Origin of the sequence: Kordia algicida OT-1 (genome assembly GCF_000154725.1) — a bacterium.
Lineage (GTDB): Bacteria > Bacteroidota > Bacteroidia > Flavobacteriales > Flavobacteriaceae > Kordia > Kordia algicida.
The window spans coordinates 2,138,245-2,154,443 of record NZ_DS544873.1; the positions used below are offsets into that span (position 1 = coordinate 2,138,245).

The window sequence follows — 16,199 nt, forward strand, 5'->3', positions numbered from 1 at the left end:
TTTATAGTAAAATTGTCAACTTATAGTAGAGACGTACAAATGTGACAAGTTTTCTCGGAATGTTTCGGAATGAATAAAAAGTGAGTATTGTAAAATTCTACAGATAAACGTTGGTTACCAATTGTGATACCGTTGCATGATCGCTTCCGCCAGCAGGTTCAATAGTGATGTTTAACGAAGTTGCTTTGTCAATATAATTTAATACAACGACATCTTTACTTTTGTCAATGATTCCCATATTTATCATTTCGCCATCAACATCTGCCCACATTTGATAGGTTTTATCGGCTGGCAACGCAGGAAGTTTTTGAGCGTTTACAATGGCAGATTTATCTTGATGATTGATGTATGCTGTAGCAAATCCGTTAGGAATTTTATCATTTCCTTTTAAAGAATATTGCAACGTGTTTGGGTCTTTTACTACTTCCGCGAGCAATTCAGCATCTTTTAAGTTTCCTTCTAAATTTGCTATTTGTTCTTTGATAGTTTGTAATTCTTGTTGTGTGATTTGCAAATCATTCTGTGTTGCATTCCATTGATTAAACATCCACAAAGCACTTATCATAAACATAGCAGCGATTCCAGCGGCAATTCCTATCCATAAAAATGATACCGTTTTTCCACCATTTTGCTCGTCGGCTAGTTTTTCTTCTTTGGGAAGCGTTTTTACATTTGCTTCTTCTTGTATTGCTGCAAAAAGGTCTTCTTTGATGAAGTTTGGAGGTTGTATGGCGTTTTCTAATGAAACATTTTCGAAGTCTTGTTCAATTTCAGCATATTTTTTAGCCAAAACAGCATCTTCTGCTAACATTTTTTCAAGCGCAGTTACTTGCTCATCTGGCAATAAGCCAAGCAAGTACATTTCTAACATTCCGCTTTCTATGATAGTTTTTCTATCTTTCATGTCAACAGTTCTAATATACAAATTAATATCAGCGATTCCTTTGCATAATGTCCGCGTAATTTTTCAACAGCTTGGCGCACATACGATTTGAAAGTTCCTAACGGAACGCCCATTTCTTCGTGTGCTTCTTTGTGTGTAAGTCCGTTGAAATATACGAGTTGTATCGCTTTTTGGTGATGTGGTTCTAACTTTGCCAATACACCTTTCAACTCTGTATGCAATTCTTGATTTTCTGTTATACCTTCATCTTTATATACACTTAAATCTTCCGTTTGGATGAGTTTATCCTGTTTTCTAAGAAAATTTAACGTTGTATTTCTAGCAATTCTATACAGCCATGTATAAAATTTTCCTTTAGATGCGTCGTACAAATGTGATTTATTCCAAGCTTTCATAAAAGTTTCTTGTAAAATTTCTTGGGCAGCTTCTTCATTTCTACACATCCGAATAATTACACCATAAATAGCACCAGAATACGAGTCGTATAGCTTGGATAGCGCAGCTTCATCACGATTTTGAAATTGCTCAATAAGTAAGGTGTTGTCTTTCACTTTTGAAATAAATCTTATCAAATTTAAAAAAAAAATTCACCTAGCTCATCCAAACAGTAAAAACTTGTGTATATAAAAATGAAAGCGCTTAAGAATAAATAAAAAAAGAACTAAAAATTAAAAATCTAAAAAAATTATTATGAAAAAATTAATCCTAACAATTACAACTGTAGCTTTATTTTTATGTACAGCAAAAACCAATGCGCAAAATAAAGATATTGTAGATATTGCTGCATCAAACAAAAGTTTTTCAACATTAGTGACTGCGGTAAAAGCTGCTGGTTTGGTAGAAGCATTAAAATCTGAAGGACCATTTACAGTATTTGCTCCAACAAATAATGCATTCGCAAAAATTGACGCAAACACTTTAGGTGCTTTATTGAAACCAGAAAACAAGTCAAAATTAACTAGCATTCTAACATATCATGTCATCAAGGGAAAATTAACTGCAAAAGATGTAGTTGCTGCTTTGAAAAAGGGAAAAGGAAAAGTGACGTTAACAACGCTTAGCGGAGCAAAAATAACTGTCGTTCAAAACGACAAAGGAATTTGGTTGAAAGACGCTAACGGGAATTATAGCATGATTTCAAAAACAGATATCATGGCGAGTAATGGCGTAATTCACGTAATTGATAGCGTAGTGATGCCATAATTAGTGTTGGTTAGTTTTACAATTCAGAGGAACGTTTTTCTTAGAAAGCGTTTCTCTTTTTTAGGTGTTTGGTGTTTGGTGTTTGGTGTTTGGTGTTTGGTGTTTGGTGTTTGGTGTTTGGTAAGAAATTTCAAAAATCCTAAATCCCAAGACCTAAAACCCATAACCTAAGACCTAAAACTCAACACCCAAAACCTATTTCCCTTTCGCTCCTACAAACTGCTGTGATTTGTTCTTAAACAATACATTAAACGTTGTCAAGCTTCCATACATTCTAGTAATATACTGTTGTAAGTCTACTTTTTCTTGATCGTCTAGATTTTTGTTTGAATTGATTTTTTGCTCCATCACACGAATACGATCGCGCAACATGACTATTTTGTGGAAAAAACCATCAATCGGAATTTCTTTACTTTTTAAATTGGTATCGCCAGGTTCTAAAATCATCTTTCCGCCTTTCCATTTATCAGCAATCGGAATAATTTCAGATACATCCGACCATTTTTTAAGCATCTTACGCAAAATAGTTTCTACTTCATAAAAACTCACGCTATCCACCTCATCTTCTACAGCATCAATCACTTCAAAATCGCTATCAATATCAATCGTTTCCAATCCGTTTTCAATAAAAGTTACCCAATAATGCTTAGAAGTTACGTTGGTTACCACACCCAATCCATATTCAGGGTGTTTAATTCGTGAGCTTATTCCTAAAATATTCATCTTTTTTGTAGTTATTATTTCTATAAAATTATTAATTCGCTGTATTATTTCGTAGCTTTAATACATAAAAGTAAAAATAAACATCAAATGCGAAATTCAACTATATTTTCTATAAAAAATACTGTTTTTCTAGTGTTTTTAAGTTTGCTGTTTCTCGCTTGTGCGGAAGAAAAAAAACGAGAAACAACTCCTACGAAAGAAATCGCATTACAGCAAGAAACTGAAACAGAACAACAATTGATAAATCCTGCGGGAAAAACCATTCAAGCGCGTTTCAATACACCAAAAAATTACCATAGAATTCCCCTTGAAGCGACACACTTTGGAAGCTACCTCAGAAAACTTCCACTAAAGAAATTTAACAGCGCTGTAAAATACTTTGATGGACGCGAAAAATATAACAACAACGTGTACATTTCAGTTGTAGATATGGAAATTGGCACGCGCGACTTACAACAATGCGCAGATGCTGTGATGCGATTGCGTGGCGAATTCCTCTTTGAGCAAAATCGATTGCAAGACATTCACTTTAATTTCCTATCAGACGGAAAACCACGATATTTCAAAAAATATGCAAAAGGCGATCATTCTTATAAAAAATTCAGACGCTACATGAATTACATTTTCGCGTATGCAAATACAGCTTCTTTACGAAAAGAATTGGCAAAAGTTCCCAACATAAAAGACATTCAAGTTGGCGATGTATTTATTCAGCAAGGAAATCCTTTTGGACATGCGGTTATAGTTGTAGATGTTGCACAAAACTCGCAAGGAGAAAAAATATTTATGATTGCACAAAGCTACATGCCTGCACAAGAAACTCAAATATTAGTCAATCAAAATAACCAAAATATCAGTCCGTGGTATGTTGCCGAAGAAGGAACATTACAAACTCCCGAATGGACGTTTAAAAGCTCGGACTTAAGAAGATTTAAAGACTGATTCTACAAATAAATCCTCAATCCCAAATCAATGAAAAAATTTTTAAAAATTCTAGGAAAATTCATCTTAGGAATTCTTGTAACACTGCTCATCGTTTTCTCTGTAGTTTATATAAAATATAACGAACCTTTGCCTAAAGGTGTAAAAAGTGCAGAAGCAGATGATATGGCAACAAAAATGCTAAACGCTGTAAATTACGACGCTTACAAAAACACACGGTATTTGAGTTGGACATTTCCTGGTGGACATCATTATGTGTGGGATAAAGATCAGTATAAAGTTGATGTCTCTTGGAATACTACAAAAGTAGCCCTAAACCTAAAACAACCAAATACAAGTGCTGTTACTATTGATGGTGAAGCAGTTACTGGCAATGAAAAAACGGAAGTTATTAAAACCGCTGAAACGTACTTTAACAATGACTCTTTTTGGTTGGTAGCGCCTTACAAAGTTTTTGACAAAGGTGTCACGCGAAGTATTGTTACCAACAATGATGGACAAAAAGGGTTACTTATTACCTACGCTTCTGGCGGAAATACTCCAGGAGATTCTTATTTATGGTTTTTAGATGAAAACGGACGTCCAACAGGCTATCAAATGTGGGTGAGTATCATTCCTATTGGCGGATTATACGCTTCATGGGAAAATTGGCAAACCATGGAAAGCGGAATTCCACTCGCAACACTCCATACAATTCTCATACTAGATTTAGACATAAAAAACGTGAAAGCTTGGAACTAAATGAACTAACATTTGTTAAATTTTAATATAATCTCATATTAAATGTTAAAAGTTTCTTATCAAATACCAAAAAAAGAGTTAACTTTAGCCCACTTTTATTAAACTAAATTTAATCTTAAATTATGAGAAAGAATTACTTTTTTATACTATTATTAATTCCCCTATTAGGTTTTTCGCAAGGAAGATCATTTTGGAAAAAAACTGATGCTACTAAATTTTCCCCAGAAGAATTAGTAGAAAGAGCTTCTACACCTATGGTATATGACACATATACTTTAGACTTTGCTTCTTTAAAACAACTGTTAAGTGCAGCACCAGACAGAGACTTAAATATTGCTTCAGAAATTGTCGTACAATTTCCTGGCGCAGAAGGAAAAATGGAAACTTTTGAAGTATACAATGCTTCTATCATGGAACCTGAATTTGCTGCAAACTACCCAGAAATTCAATCGTATGTAGCTGTCAGTAGAGAAAATACAGGAACAATTATCCGTTTCTCAACTACAGTTTTTGGATTTCATGCAACAGTACATGCCATTGGTAAAACCATGTATATTGATCCATTAACAAAAGATTTGAACACATACATCATGTATGCTAAAGAAAATCTCTACAGCAACCTTGAAAGTAGAATTGGTTGTTTGGTTGATGAAAGTACAGAAGACAGAACAAGTACAGATGGTGCTTATGTCCCAGAAAATGCAATTGATGGAACTCTAAGAACATTCCGTTTAGCATTAGCTTGTACACAAGAATACGCAAACTATCACATCAACGCTGCTGGGCAACAAGCTGCATCAGACGCTGTAAAAAGAGCAACTGTATTAGCTGCAATGAACGTTACTATGACAAGAGTAAACGCTGTTTTTGAAAGAGACATGTCGTTAACAATGACTTTAGTAGACAATACAAGTATCATTTTCTTAGCAGAAGATGACGGATATACAGATAGTGATTCAAATGCACTTATCAACCAAAACCAAGCAATTTGTGATGCTAATATCGGAACGGCTAACTACGACATCGGTCACGTATTCAGTACTGGTGGTGGTGGATTGGCTGCTCGTGGAGGAATTTGCTATAGTAACGCAAAAGCGGCGGCTGTAACTGGTTCGCCAAACCCTGTAGGTGATCCTTTTGATATTGACTTCGTAGCACACGAAATGGGACACCAATATGGAGCAAACCATACGTTTAACGGTGGACAAGGTTCTTGTTCTGGTGGAAACAGAAGTGCAACAACTGCTGTTGAGCCAGGAAGTGGAACTACAATTATGGCATATGCTGGAATTTGTGGTTCAGACAATGTTCAAAACAATAGTGACGATCATTTTCATGCCATCAGTATCAACGAAATGTGGATTCGTATTACACCTCCAGGTGAGCCTGTTTGTTCTACAAACACTGCAAATGGAAACACTGCACCAACTGTAGATGCAGGAGATGACTACACAATTCCTTACGGAACAGCTTTTACCTTATCAGGAACGGCTACAGATCCAGACGGAACTACATTATCATACTGCTGGGAACAAACAGATGTAGGAATTACTACAAACCAACCATCTACAACAAATACAACAGATCCTCAATTTAGATCTTACTCTCCAATGACAACAGGAGATCGTACATTCCCACAACTAAGCGATATCTTGGATGATAACTTAACACCGCAATGGGAAGTAATGCCTAGCGTTGCCAGAACAATGGATTTTGCTTTAACAGTAAGAGACAACGGAACGCCAAACGGAGGACAAACAAATAGAGACAACATGACAGTTACTTTGGCAAACACAGGACCATTTAGAGTAACTGCTCCAGATACTACAAACGAAAGTTTTGTTTCAGGATCATCTACAACAATTACTTGGGATGTTGCTGGAACTACAGCTAACGGAATCAACACTTCAAATGTAAACATCTTATTTTCAACAGATGGCGGACAAAACTTTGATACTGTCTTAGCAAGTAATACTCCTAACGATGGTTCTGAGTCGATTACATTCCCAGTTGTATTTGAGCCATATTGTAGAATTAAAATTGAAGCTGTAGGAAATATTTTCTTTGCAATCTCAAAATCATTCTCAGTTGGAGCAACAGTAACAACAAACACGGTATGTAATACATATACAACAGGGCCAATTGCTACTCCAATTCCTGATGGTGGTGGAGCAAACGTACAAGGAACTCCCGTATTTATTCCTGTAACAGTTACAGAAACTACGCCAATCACAGATTTAAGAGTAAGTGCTGATGTAACGCACTCCTATATTGGAGACTTAATTATGCAATTACAACCAGCTCCTGGAGGATTTGCTAACATTTGGGCAAGAAGTTGTAACGATGCTCAATATGGAAATATTGATATCACTTTCAAAGATGGTGAACCTTCAATTATGTGTGCTTCTCCAACAGTAGGTTTAGCTTCTCCCGCAAATCCAATGGATGCATTTAACGGAAACGATCCTTCTGGAACTTGGAACTTAGTTTTTGTTGATTTCTTTAACGGAGATACCGGAGTTGTAAACGAGTGGTCTGTTGAACTTTGTAATACAACAACTACTGTGGTATTGAGCAACGAAGAATTCGCTTTAGACAACTTTGCTTTATATCCAAATCCAAACAAAGGAGAATTCTCTTTATCATTTAGCTCGCAGTCTGGTGAAGATATTGACATAAATGTATACGATGTATCAGGAAGATTAGTACACACTAAAAACTACAATGCTACATCAACATTCAACGAAAATATTTCATTGAAAAATGTAAGTTCAGGGATGTACTTAATCACAGTAACTGACCAAGACAGAACCGTAACTAAGAAATTAATTATCGAATAATTAAATTTCTCAACAATACCAAAAACTCCGAAGCACACGTTTCGGAGTTTTTTTATGAACTCACTTTTTATGGATACAATCTTTAACTACACTTATGAAATCTTAATCTGGCTTGCCAATCTAACAGGATTTAGCTACAAAGAAATAAACATCATTATATGGTTTATACTTATTCCACTTTCGTGGATGCTACTTCTCGATAAAATTTACCGTCAGCGAAAATTCACGATCATCTTTAGTCTGCTTATCGCGATTTTGCTCATTGCAATTCCAGACTTCACACGGTTTTGTAATTGGCTTTTTCAAAAATCAGTAGATTTCTTAAATACGTTTAATACGCTCGGAAGCAACTATGTAGCTTCCTCAGTAATCATTTGTGTATTAATTCCTATTGTGATTTATGTGATTTTAATAAAAAAGGCATTCTTTAAACAAAACGAAAATCATGCACTTTAACTATATAAAGAAAACGATTAGTTCCGTAAAAAATAATACTCTAAGTAAAATCTCAAATTAGTTAAAAATTGAAATTGTTCCGACTAACTTTCTGCTATTAAAATTCGTATCTTTGCGTTTTTGCAAAAAACTATGACGAATTACGAAGAAAATATAGAAGTACAAGGCGCTAGAGTTCACAACCTAAAGAACATTGATGTGACCATTCCTAGAGAAAAATTGGTCGTAATTACAGGACTTTCTGGAAGTGGAAAATCTTCTTTAGCATTTGACACAATTTACGCCGAAGGACAACGTCGTTACATCGAAACATTTTCTGCGTATGCACGACAATTTCTTGGTGGACTAGAGCGACCTGATGTTGATAAAATTGATGGTTTATCGCCTGTAATTGCCATAGAACAAAAAACAACTAGCAAAAGTCCGCGATCTACCGTTGGAACTATCACAGAAATTTACGATTTCTTACGTTTACTATTTGCCAGAGCTTCTGATGCGTACAGTTACAATTCTGGTGAAAAAATGATTAGTTATAGCGATGAGCAAATCAAAGATTTAATTCTGAATGATTTTAACGGAAAGCGTGTCAACATCCTCGCTCCTATCATACGTTCGCGTAAAGGACATTACCGCGAATTATTCGAAAACATCGGGAAACAAGGCTTTGTAAAAGTTCGTGTAGATGGCGAAATTCTAGATATTGAAAAAGGCATGCGACTCGATCGTTACAAAACGCACGATATTGAAATCGTTATTGATCGTTTAGTCATAAATGATGAGGTTGATAATGACAAACGTCTTACAGAAACCATCAAAACGGCAATGTATCATGGCGACGATGTGCTTATGGTCATCGATCAAGATGCGCCAAAAGAAGCACGCTATTTCAGTAGAAACTTGATGTGTCCGTCTTCAGGAATTTCGTATCCAAATCCAGAGCCAAATACCTTCTCGTTCAACTCTCCAAAAGGCATGTGTCCGAATTGTAATGGTTTGGGGACGCTGTACGAAGTCAACGAAGAAAAAGTAATTCCAGATACCAAAGCAACAATCAAAGGTGGCGGAATTGCTCCTTTAGGTGAATATAAAAAATCATGGATCTTCAAGCAATTGGAAATCATTGCAGAACGTTACGAATTCAAACTCAGCGATCCAATCAAAGATATTCCAAAGGAAGCGATGAACGTAATTCTAAACGGTGGAAACGAAAAATTTTCTGTAGTCAGTAAAACATTAGGTGTTACGCGTGATTATAAAATTGATTTTGAAGGAATAGTAAGTTTTATCAAAAATCAATATGAAGACAGCGATTCATCTTCCATCAAACGTTGGGCAAAAAATTACATGGACAAAGTAAATTGCTCCGAATGTGGTGGTTCGCGCTTGCGTAAAGAATCATTATACTTTAAAGTAAACAAAAAAAATATCGCCGAACTTGCTAATATGGACGTTGTAGAATTGTCTGCATGGTTTGATGATTTAAAGAATAATCTATCCGAAAAACAACAAAAAATTGCCACGGAAGTTGTCAAAGAAATATCAACACGTTTGCGATTCCTATTAGATGTCGGATTAAATTATCTTTCACTCAACAGAAGCTCCAAATCACTTTCAGGTGGAGAAGCACAACGCATTCGTTTGGCGACACAAATTGGCTCACAATTGGTTGGTGTTTTATATATTTTAGATGAACCAAGTATCGGATTGCACCAACGTGACAACGAAAAACTGATCAATTCGCTTGAATCTTTACGTGACATTGGAAACTCCGTAATTGTCGTAGAACATGACAAAGACATGATAGAACGCGCCGATCATGTTATTGACATCGGTCCGCATGCGGGAAGACACGGTGGCGAAATTATCTCAGAAGGAACTCCGAAAGAATTATTAAATCATAATACGTTAACGGCAGCTTACTTAAATGGAACTAAAGAAATTGCGGTTCCAAAAGAACGCAGAAAAGGAAACGGTAAAAAAGTAGTTTTAAAAGGTGCCACAGGAAACAACTTAAAAAATGTTTCTGTTGAATTCCCGTTAGGAAAAATGATTGGTGTTACGGGTGTTTCTGGAAGTGGAAAATCTACTTTAGTGAATGAAACGCTTTATCCAATCCTTAATGCTCACTTTTTCAATGCTGTCAAAGTCCCAATGCCGTACAAAAGCATCAAAGGTTTGGAGCATATTGACAAAGTCATTGACATCAATCAATCGCCTATTGGTCGTACACCACGATCAAATCCAGCAACGTATACAGGAGTTTTCAGCGAAATACGAAGTCTGTACGCAAAAACACCAGAAGCAATGATTCGCGGGTACAAACCAGGAAGATTTAGCTTTAATGTAAAAGGTGGACGTTGTGAAACCTGTCAAGGTGGCGGATTGCGCGTGATAGAAATGAACTTCTTACCCGATGTATATGTAGAATGCGAAACCTGTAACGGAAAACGTTTTAACAGAGAAACACTCGAAATACGCTACAAAGGGAAATCGATTGCAGATGTCTTAAGCATGACCATGAATGAAGCAGTTGCTTTCTTTGAACACATTCCAAAAATATACAGAAAACTAAAAACTATCAAAGATGTTGGTTTGGGCTATATTACGCTCGGACAACAAAGTACAACACTTTCTGGTGGTGAAGCACAACGTATCAAACTTGCTACAGAACTTTCTAAACGAGACACTGGAAATACATTTTATATTCTGGATGAACCAACAACTGGATTGCATTTTGAAGACATTCGTGTTTTAATGGAAGTTTTGAATAAATTGGTTGACAAAGGAAATACTATTGTCGTCATAGAACATAACATGGACGTCATTAAAATGGCCGATCATATCATTGATATTGGTTACGAAGCGGAAAAGTGGCGGACAAGTTGTGACAACCGGAACTCCAGAAGAAGTTGCCAACACAAAAAAAGTCACACTGCACGTTTCTTAAAAAAAGAACTCTAAAAATTTAGAAAACTGCATACATGAAAAAAGAGTGTTTCCACTGCGAAACACTCTCTTTAACACTTGAATTAATAATAAACTACATAAACTAAACGCTAATTATTTTCTTTTTCATAACTTTTATAGTTGAGAGTTTAGCCGAACTCAATAATCTTACGAGACAAATAAAGCGTTAAAACTTCTCTAGTTACAAGAGAAATATCGTGAAGCGGAAAATGAGCGGTTAAACGTTACTATATAACGGTTGATGAAATCTGTTTTACAACGAATCGATTTTTATATCTAGATTTTATTAAAATATTACGGAAAGCCAAATGAACGAGTTTATATATTGCATATTATGGTTGATTTGGTATGAACTCAATTAGGGAAGCTTACACGTAAAATTCCACACATTCTCCACAAGTTCAATTTCTTTTAGTAACTTATCTCGTAATTAACACAAATATAAACGAGTGTGTTAAGAACTAACTACCAAAACACCAGACCATGAGTACTGCTAAAACAGGGAAGTTTACAGACTATTCAAATCAAATATCCAATTTAATTTGGACGTTTCTAATAGGAATTATCATTACAAATGTATATATCATTCAAAGGAGTTTACATTGGAATCAAATAGTAAAAGAAAAAGTAGGTATCAGTCTTTCTGATGATTATTCTGATCCTGATTATATGACTATTTTCTGGGAAACGTTATAAGAAGAACAAGCTAACTTTGGTGGTGTTGAAACAACGCTCAGATTCAACTACGGAAGTCTCTCATTATTATGGCCAATCATTATTCTTGCCATATACATTATTCTTTATTTTCTGATAAAACGTCATTACAGCATTGTACAAACTATTGATGCTATTGATACTGATTTTGACAAAAGAATTATCTCAAAATATCCGCTTTTTCCATTGTATGGGAAAGCCTTTCCTCCAAGTTTCTTCTATGTAGTTGTCTTGTTTGTATTGCCAATTGGTGCTTTTGCAATTCATGGTTTCTCAGGTATAAAAGTAACGAATGAAATTCTAGCAAATGTCAATGAAGTTGTAGAAAAAAATCATTTAAGTTCAGATCATGCTATATATGACTTGGTAAGTAGTTTTAAGTTCTTTTTTAGAATTCAGTTTGTCACAACGTTAATTGTTTCTATTCCGTTACTTATCAATAATTATTCGCTATTCAAATTAACTCGAAAGGAATTGTAAATAAGAAACCTTTTCAAAACTGCAAATGATACGTTGCATGAAAGCCAAAAAATAAATTTCCGTCGTTGAAATTGAAATTTCTTGTGGTTTGGGTAATGAATGTATCTTCATTAAAAAACGGATTATTGGTCATTTTAAACTGCAATAACAATTTACTCACTTCCCAATTGACACCGAGCGAAAAAGCTCCGAAAGTTTCGCGCGATTCCAATTCGTTGGCAACGTAATAATATTCTGAAGCAATCGCAACATGATTGCTCACTTTATAACGTGCGCCAAAACCAATAGCAAACTGATTATGATCGTCTAACGGCGACCTAGAAGAAGTTCTATGAATAAATGTTGGGGCAATTTGCAACGAGAAATTTCTAGAAAATTTACGTGCAATCAGTATTTGCGAACTAAAAGCGAGTTTACTTCCAAAATCAGTTCTTGATTCAATTCCATTTACGAAACGTGTTCGATAGGAAGCAGCTTGCAAAAGTGTGACACTCAACGGATTTTTATCATCAATAGTTTGTCGAAATAATCTATATTTCAAATATGTATCTACAATACCGCTAGGTTTTCCGGCGCCATAACCGACACCAAAAGTCAATCGATCAGAAATCCCATAATCCAATCCAAAATGCACGCTCATTCTATCGGCAATAAACGATTTTCCATTCGAATTTGGAATGTCCCAATAGCGTGACATAAACGAAATTTCGAGCGTATTTTTTTTTCGCGTTTCCACAGAATGTCCAATAGAAATACGTGTTCCTTTAAACGTCAACATTGTATAATTATCAATGTTTTGATGTTCATCATTGAGTTTGTCCAACAAATCATTCTGAGCAAACACACTGTTCGCTATACTTAAGAAAAGTATCAATATGATCAATTTACTTTTCATAGGGCGCATACTTAAAATTAAACGAAACTTCTATTTTCTTAGAAATATTGGGCGATAACAACGGAGGAACATTAATCTTATAATCATCAATCAACACATCTAGTGAACCTTCAATCGTGTAGCCAGTTGCTGTTTTGGTGATTTTTGCTTTAATTTCAACAGGTTTTGTCACATTTTTTAATGTAAATTCTCCTTTTATAATTCGGGTTTGTTCGCCTTGATTAGTAATATCAAAATCTACAATCGTTCCCGAAAAAGTAGCTTTCGGATACAAATCAGATTCTACATAACTCTCATTAAAATGTTCGCGCATCAGCGTTTTTTTAAACACAAAGGCTCGCATCAAAATACGTACGGCAATCGCTTTGGTTTCTGGCTTAAAAAGACTCAACACTTGATTGTTCGTAGCCTGAATATTTTCTACGGAAGTATACGAGAAAAAAGTAACTTGTCCCTGACGCTCTATAAATTCATTGCTTTGTGCATGAACCGTAATAGACAGTATAAAAGTAACAAATAGTAAAATTTTATTCATAAACTGCTGCTTATACAATGACACAATGTAACAAAATTACATCCATCAAAAATCCTTTTAAAATACCTTTCAACTTAACTTCCTGACCTGCTTTAAGTTCCGCAATGTGATGATTTTGATTTGGTTGCATTTCACACAAAATATACGTTTTATCTGAATTTCCCTTTAAAATTAAGCTATATTTCCCATCCTGAAAGGTAATTTCTTTAATTTCTCCTTCAATCTCGATCGCTTTTTCAATAAAATGCGCTAGTTTTTGTCCTTTATTTTCTAGGTTCGAAAGCAATTCGTTGGATGTAAATACTTGAGAAGTTTGAAGCTGTGTCGTATCTGGCTCGCTCCTATTGATATACACGTACAAAAAAATCAAACTTGCCAACACAAGAAAGATCAAAATAAAAAATAAGCTCGACTTTTTTTGAGTCATCAAGTTTTTAAGAAAGTTGTACATATGCGTAAATTATGATGATAAAAATACGCGTTTCTGCACTTTCTAGACACTTCTATAACGTTCAAACGGAAAATAAGCCTTTAAAAAGGAATATAAATGTGCATATTTTCGGGTATCAACTGTTGAAATGCTATTTTAGTGTTTTAAAAAAGAATCGTTTTCAGCAATGAGAAATTACAGAATATACTTGTATGCGACCATAGGTTTTGTAGTGATCTACATTCTTATCATCAATCTGTTGGTAATGCCATTGACCGTAAAGTTAAAAACGACCACTATTCTAGAAAACAACATTAGTTTGGCAACGCAGGAAATACAACAAGTAAGCATTTTAGCAGGAAATAGTTTGGCAAATACTGTAGAAAAGCAAATGGTTGTAAATAGTATTCAAGAAGCGATTGCGGGAAGCGATAACGAAAGCATTTACCTTACGGTGTTTGATTGGTCTGGAAAAATTATCAGTCATCCTGATGTCACCAAAATTGGAGAAAAAAACGAGCAAAAAAGCAATACCATTTCCAATATGAAAAGTGTAGTGACTGCGGATGAATTATATGCACATTTACTAACGCTAGAATCATATGACAAACATACTTCGGAAGTCATTGCCATGCGATCTATTTCAAATTCCGACTTACTCATTGCAGCACATGTAAACATTGAAAACATACACTTTCAGATTAACGCGTTTAAAGATCAAGTAAAAACAGTTTTTCTAATTTTGGGATTAATTGTGTTGTTGCTATTGCTGATAATTCTCAGAATCATATCCATTTATTACGAACGCATTATTGACCAAAAAACGGCAAAATTGGAAGATGGCGTATTAAATCTTTCCAAACTAAATATTTCGCTTGAAAACTATCAAAAAAGTGTTGCGGAATTGAAAATGGAATCACAAAATATTCCCGAAGCAAAAGAAAGTGAAGCAATTACAGAAGCCCCAAAACAACGCTTGCTTACGTACATTAGAAACGAATTGATGCCCATTGCTATTGAAGATATTGCGTATATTTATGTAGAAAATTCCATCTCGTATGTCGTTCGCAAAGATGGTAAACGTTACACGGCAAACGACAGTTTAGACCAAATATATGCTTCGCTCGATTCAAAACTATTCTTCAGAGCCAACCGACAAACCATTGTAGCCATTTACGCCATTGACAAAATCATCAAATACGGCAACAGCGCGCTCAAAATAGAAATGCAACCAACTTCTGAAATTGATATCGTCATCGGAAAAAATAAGGTTTCTGCCTTTAAAAAATGGTTGGATATGTAGATTGGTGCTCAATTAAGTTATCTACACCATTTTTCAAATCAAAGAATAATCTCATAAACCTATAAACTCATAAACCTATAAACTCATAAACCTATAAACTCATAAACCTATAAACTCATAAACCTATAAACTCATAAACCTATAAACTCATAAACTTCAAATGAATTTTAAATGTTAAATGTTGGGTGTTGAATTTTCTTTGATTAAAAACCCAAACTCACCAACTCCAAACAACTTCCCTAAAGAGCAAAATTTATGTTAATCTACTCAAAAAGTTATACCACAATTCTACATAAAATAGTATCTTAGCACGTTTTGATTAAAAATTAAATGAACATGAGAAAAGAAAAGAATACCAAAGGATGGAATGAAATAAAAACGAACGATTCTTGGGCACTTTTTAAAATAATGGGCGAATTCGTCAACGGATTCGAAAAAATGAGTCAAATTGGTCCGTGTGTATCTATCTTCGGATCGGCACGTACCAAACCTGACAATAAATATTACAAACTAGCACAAAAAATAGCACATACCATTGTAGATCATGGTTACGGAGTGATTACTGGTGGTGGACCAGGAATTATGGAAGCCGGAAACAAAGGAGCGCACTTAGGCGGCGGAACTTCGGTTGGTTTAAACATCGTATTGCCATTTGAACAACACGACAATCCATACATTGATCCTGATAAAAGCATCAACTTTGATTACTTTTTTGTTCGCAAAGTAATGTTTGTAAAATACTCACAAGGATTTGTGGTGATGCCAGGCGGATTTGGAACGTTAGACGAACTTTTTGAAGCAATTACACTCATTCAAACGAAAAAAATTGACAAATTCCCGATTATTCTAGTTGGAACCGAATTCTGGTCTGGCTTAATGGATTGGGTTAAAGCAACGTTGCTAGACAAATTTGGTAACATCAGTCCTGGAGATTTAGACTTAATTCATATTGTTGACGATGAAACAGAAGTATTGGCTATTTTAGATGCGTTCTATAAAAAGTACAATCTCAGTCCTAACTTCTAACAAGAAGTTTTGTAGAATAATTGCACCCGAAAAAGAAAAA

Annotated in this window: 16 protein-coding genes; 10 read left to right on the forward strand and 6 right to left on the reverse strand. The window is 35.0% G+C overall.

Annotated features, from left to right (window positions below; genetic code table 11):
- Positions 1-97 precede the first annotated feature (97 nt).
- Entirely contained in the window at positions 98-904 is an 807-nt protein-coding gene (locus KAOT1_RS09125; protein WP_007094497.1) for an anti-sigma factor, read from the reverse strand.
- Entirely contained in the window at positions 901-1,455 is a 555-nt protein-coding gene (locus KAOT1_RS09130) for an RNA polymerase sigma factor (protein WP_007094498.1), read from the reverse strand. The genes KAOT1_RS09125 and KAOT1_RS09130 overlap by 4 nt, the downstream gene beginning before the upstream one ends.
- Positions 1,456-1,594: 139 nt before the next feature.
- Here KAOT1_RS09130 and KAOT1_RS09135 point away from each other — a divergent pair, with 139 nt between their 5' ends.
- Positions 1,595-2,107, forward strand: coding sequence for a fasciclin domain-containing protein (locus KAOT1_RS09135; protein WP_007094499.1), 513 nt, complete (start codon positions 1,595-1,597; stop codon positions 2,105-2,107).
- Positions 2,108-2,302: 195 nt separating this feature from the next.
- On the opposite strand, the gene KAOT1_RS09140 is transcribed toward KAOT1_RS09135, so the two are convergent.
- On the reverse strand, positions 2,303-2,830 hold the full coding sequence (locus KAOT1_RS09140; protein WP_007094500.1) for a hypothetical protein: 528 nt from the start codon (positions 2,828-2,830) through the stop codon (positions 2,303-2,305).
- An 87-nt stretch (positions 2,831-2,917) separates the two neighbouring features.
- Here KAOT1_RS09140 and KAOT1_RS09145 point away from each other — a divergent pair, with 87 nt between their 5' ends.
- From KAOT1_RS09145 to KAOT1_RS09175, 7 genes are all read left to right on the forward strand, one after another.
- Positions 2,918-3,772: a DUF4846 domain-containing protein gene (locus tag KAOT1_RS09145; protein WP_007094501.1), complete on the forward strand. Its 855-nt coding sequence runs from the start codon at positions 2,918-2,920 to the stop codon at positions 3,770-3,772.
- Positions 3,773-3,802: 30 nt separating this feature from the next.
- Entirely contained in the window at positions 3,803-4,513 is a 711-nt protein-coding gene (locus KAOT1_RS09150; RefSeq protein ID WP_007094502.1) for a hypothetical protein, read from the forward strand.
- A 122-nt stretch (positions 4,514-4,635) separates the two neighbouring features.
- Positions 4,636-7,353, forward strand: coding sequence for a zinc-dependent metalloprotease (locus tag KAOT1_RS09155; RefSeq protein WP_007094503.1), 2,718 nt, complete (start codon positions 4,636-4,638; stop codon positions 7,351-7,353).
- Between the two features lie 69 nt (positions 7,354-7,422).
- The gene (locus tag KAOT1_RS09160; protein ID WP_007094504.1) at positions 7,423-7,809 is read left to right on the forward strand and encodes a hypothetical protein; all 387 of its coding nucleotides are present in this window, start codon (positions 7,423-7,425) and stop codon (positions 7,807-7,809) included.
- A gap of 132 nt (positions 7,810-7,941) precedes the next feature.
- Positions 7,942-10,770, forward strand: coding sequence for an excinuclease ABC subunit UvrA (uvrA, locus tag KAOT1_RS09165; protein WP_007094505.1), 2,829 nt, complete (start codon positions 7,942-7,944; stop codon positions 10,768-10,770).
- A gap of 489 nt (positions 10,771-11,259) precedes the next feature.
- Positions 11,260-11,472: a hypothetical protein gene (locus tag KAOT1_RS09170; RefSeq protein ID WP_007094506.1), complete on the forward strand. Its 213-nt coding sequence runs from the start codon at positions 11,260-11,262 to the stop codon at positions 11,470-11,472.
- Positions 11,473-11,676: 204 nt separating this feature from the next.
- Positions 11,677-11,970, forward strand: coding sequence for a hypothetical protein (locus KAOT1_RS09175; protein WP_007094507.1), 294 nt, complete (start codon positions 11,677-11,679; stop codon positions 11,968-11,970).
- A gap of 13 nt (positions 11,971-11,983) precedes the next feature.
- Here the strand turns inward: KAOT1_RS09175 and KAOT1_RS09180 are convergent, their stop codons facing one another.
- From KAOT1_RS09180 to KAOT1_RS09190, 3 genes are read right to left on the reverse strand one after another with little or no spacing between them, the layout of a single operon-like run.
- Positions 11,984-12,865 carry a DUF5777 family beta-barrel protein gene (locus tag KAOT1_RS09180; protein ID WP_007094508.1) on the reverse strand — a complete coding sequence of 294 codons (882 nt, stop codon included), beginning with the start codon at positions 12,863-12,865 and terminating at the stop codon, positions 11,984-11,986.
- Complete coding sequence (locus KAOT1_RS09185; RefSeq protein WP_007094509.1) at positions 12,855-13,400, reverse strand: YceI family protein; 546 nt, start codon at positions 13,398-13,400, stop codon at positions 12,855-12,857. Before KAOT1_RS09185 ends, KAOT1_RS09180 begins: the two co-directional genes overlap by 11 nt.
- 10 nt (positions 13,401-13,410) lie before the next feature.
- Complete coding sequence (locus tag KAOT1_RS09190; protein ID WP_007094510.1) at positions 13,411-13,827, reverse strand: OB-fold protein; 417 nt, start codon at positions 13,825-13,827, stop codon at positions 13,411-13,413.
- Positions 13,828-14,017: 190 nt separating this feature from the next.
- Between KAOT1_RS09190 and KAOT1_RS21965 the strand changes: the two genes are divergently transcribed.
- Entirely contained in the window at positions 14,018-15,133 is a 1,116-nt protein-coding gene (locus KAOT1_RS21965) for a LytR/AlgR family response regulator transcription factor (RefSeq protein ID WP_007094511.1), read from the forward strand.
- A gap of 336 nt (positions 15,134-15,469) precedes the next feature.
- Positions 15,470-16,159 (forward strand): LOG family protein, encoded by a 690-nt coding sequence (locus tag KAOT1_RS09200; RefSeq protein ID WP_007094512.1) that lies wholly within the window; start codon positions 15,470-15,472, stop codon positions 16,157-16,159.
- Positions 16,160-16,199 lie beyond the last annotated feature (40 nt).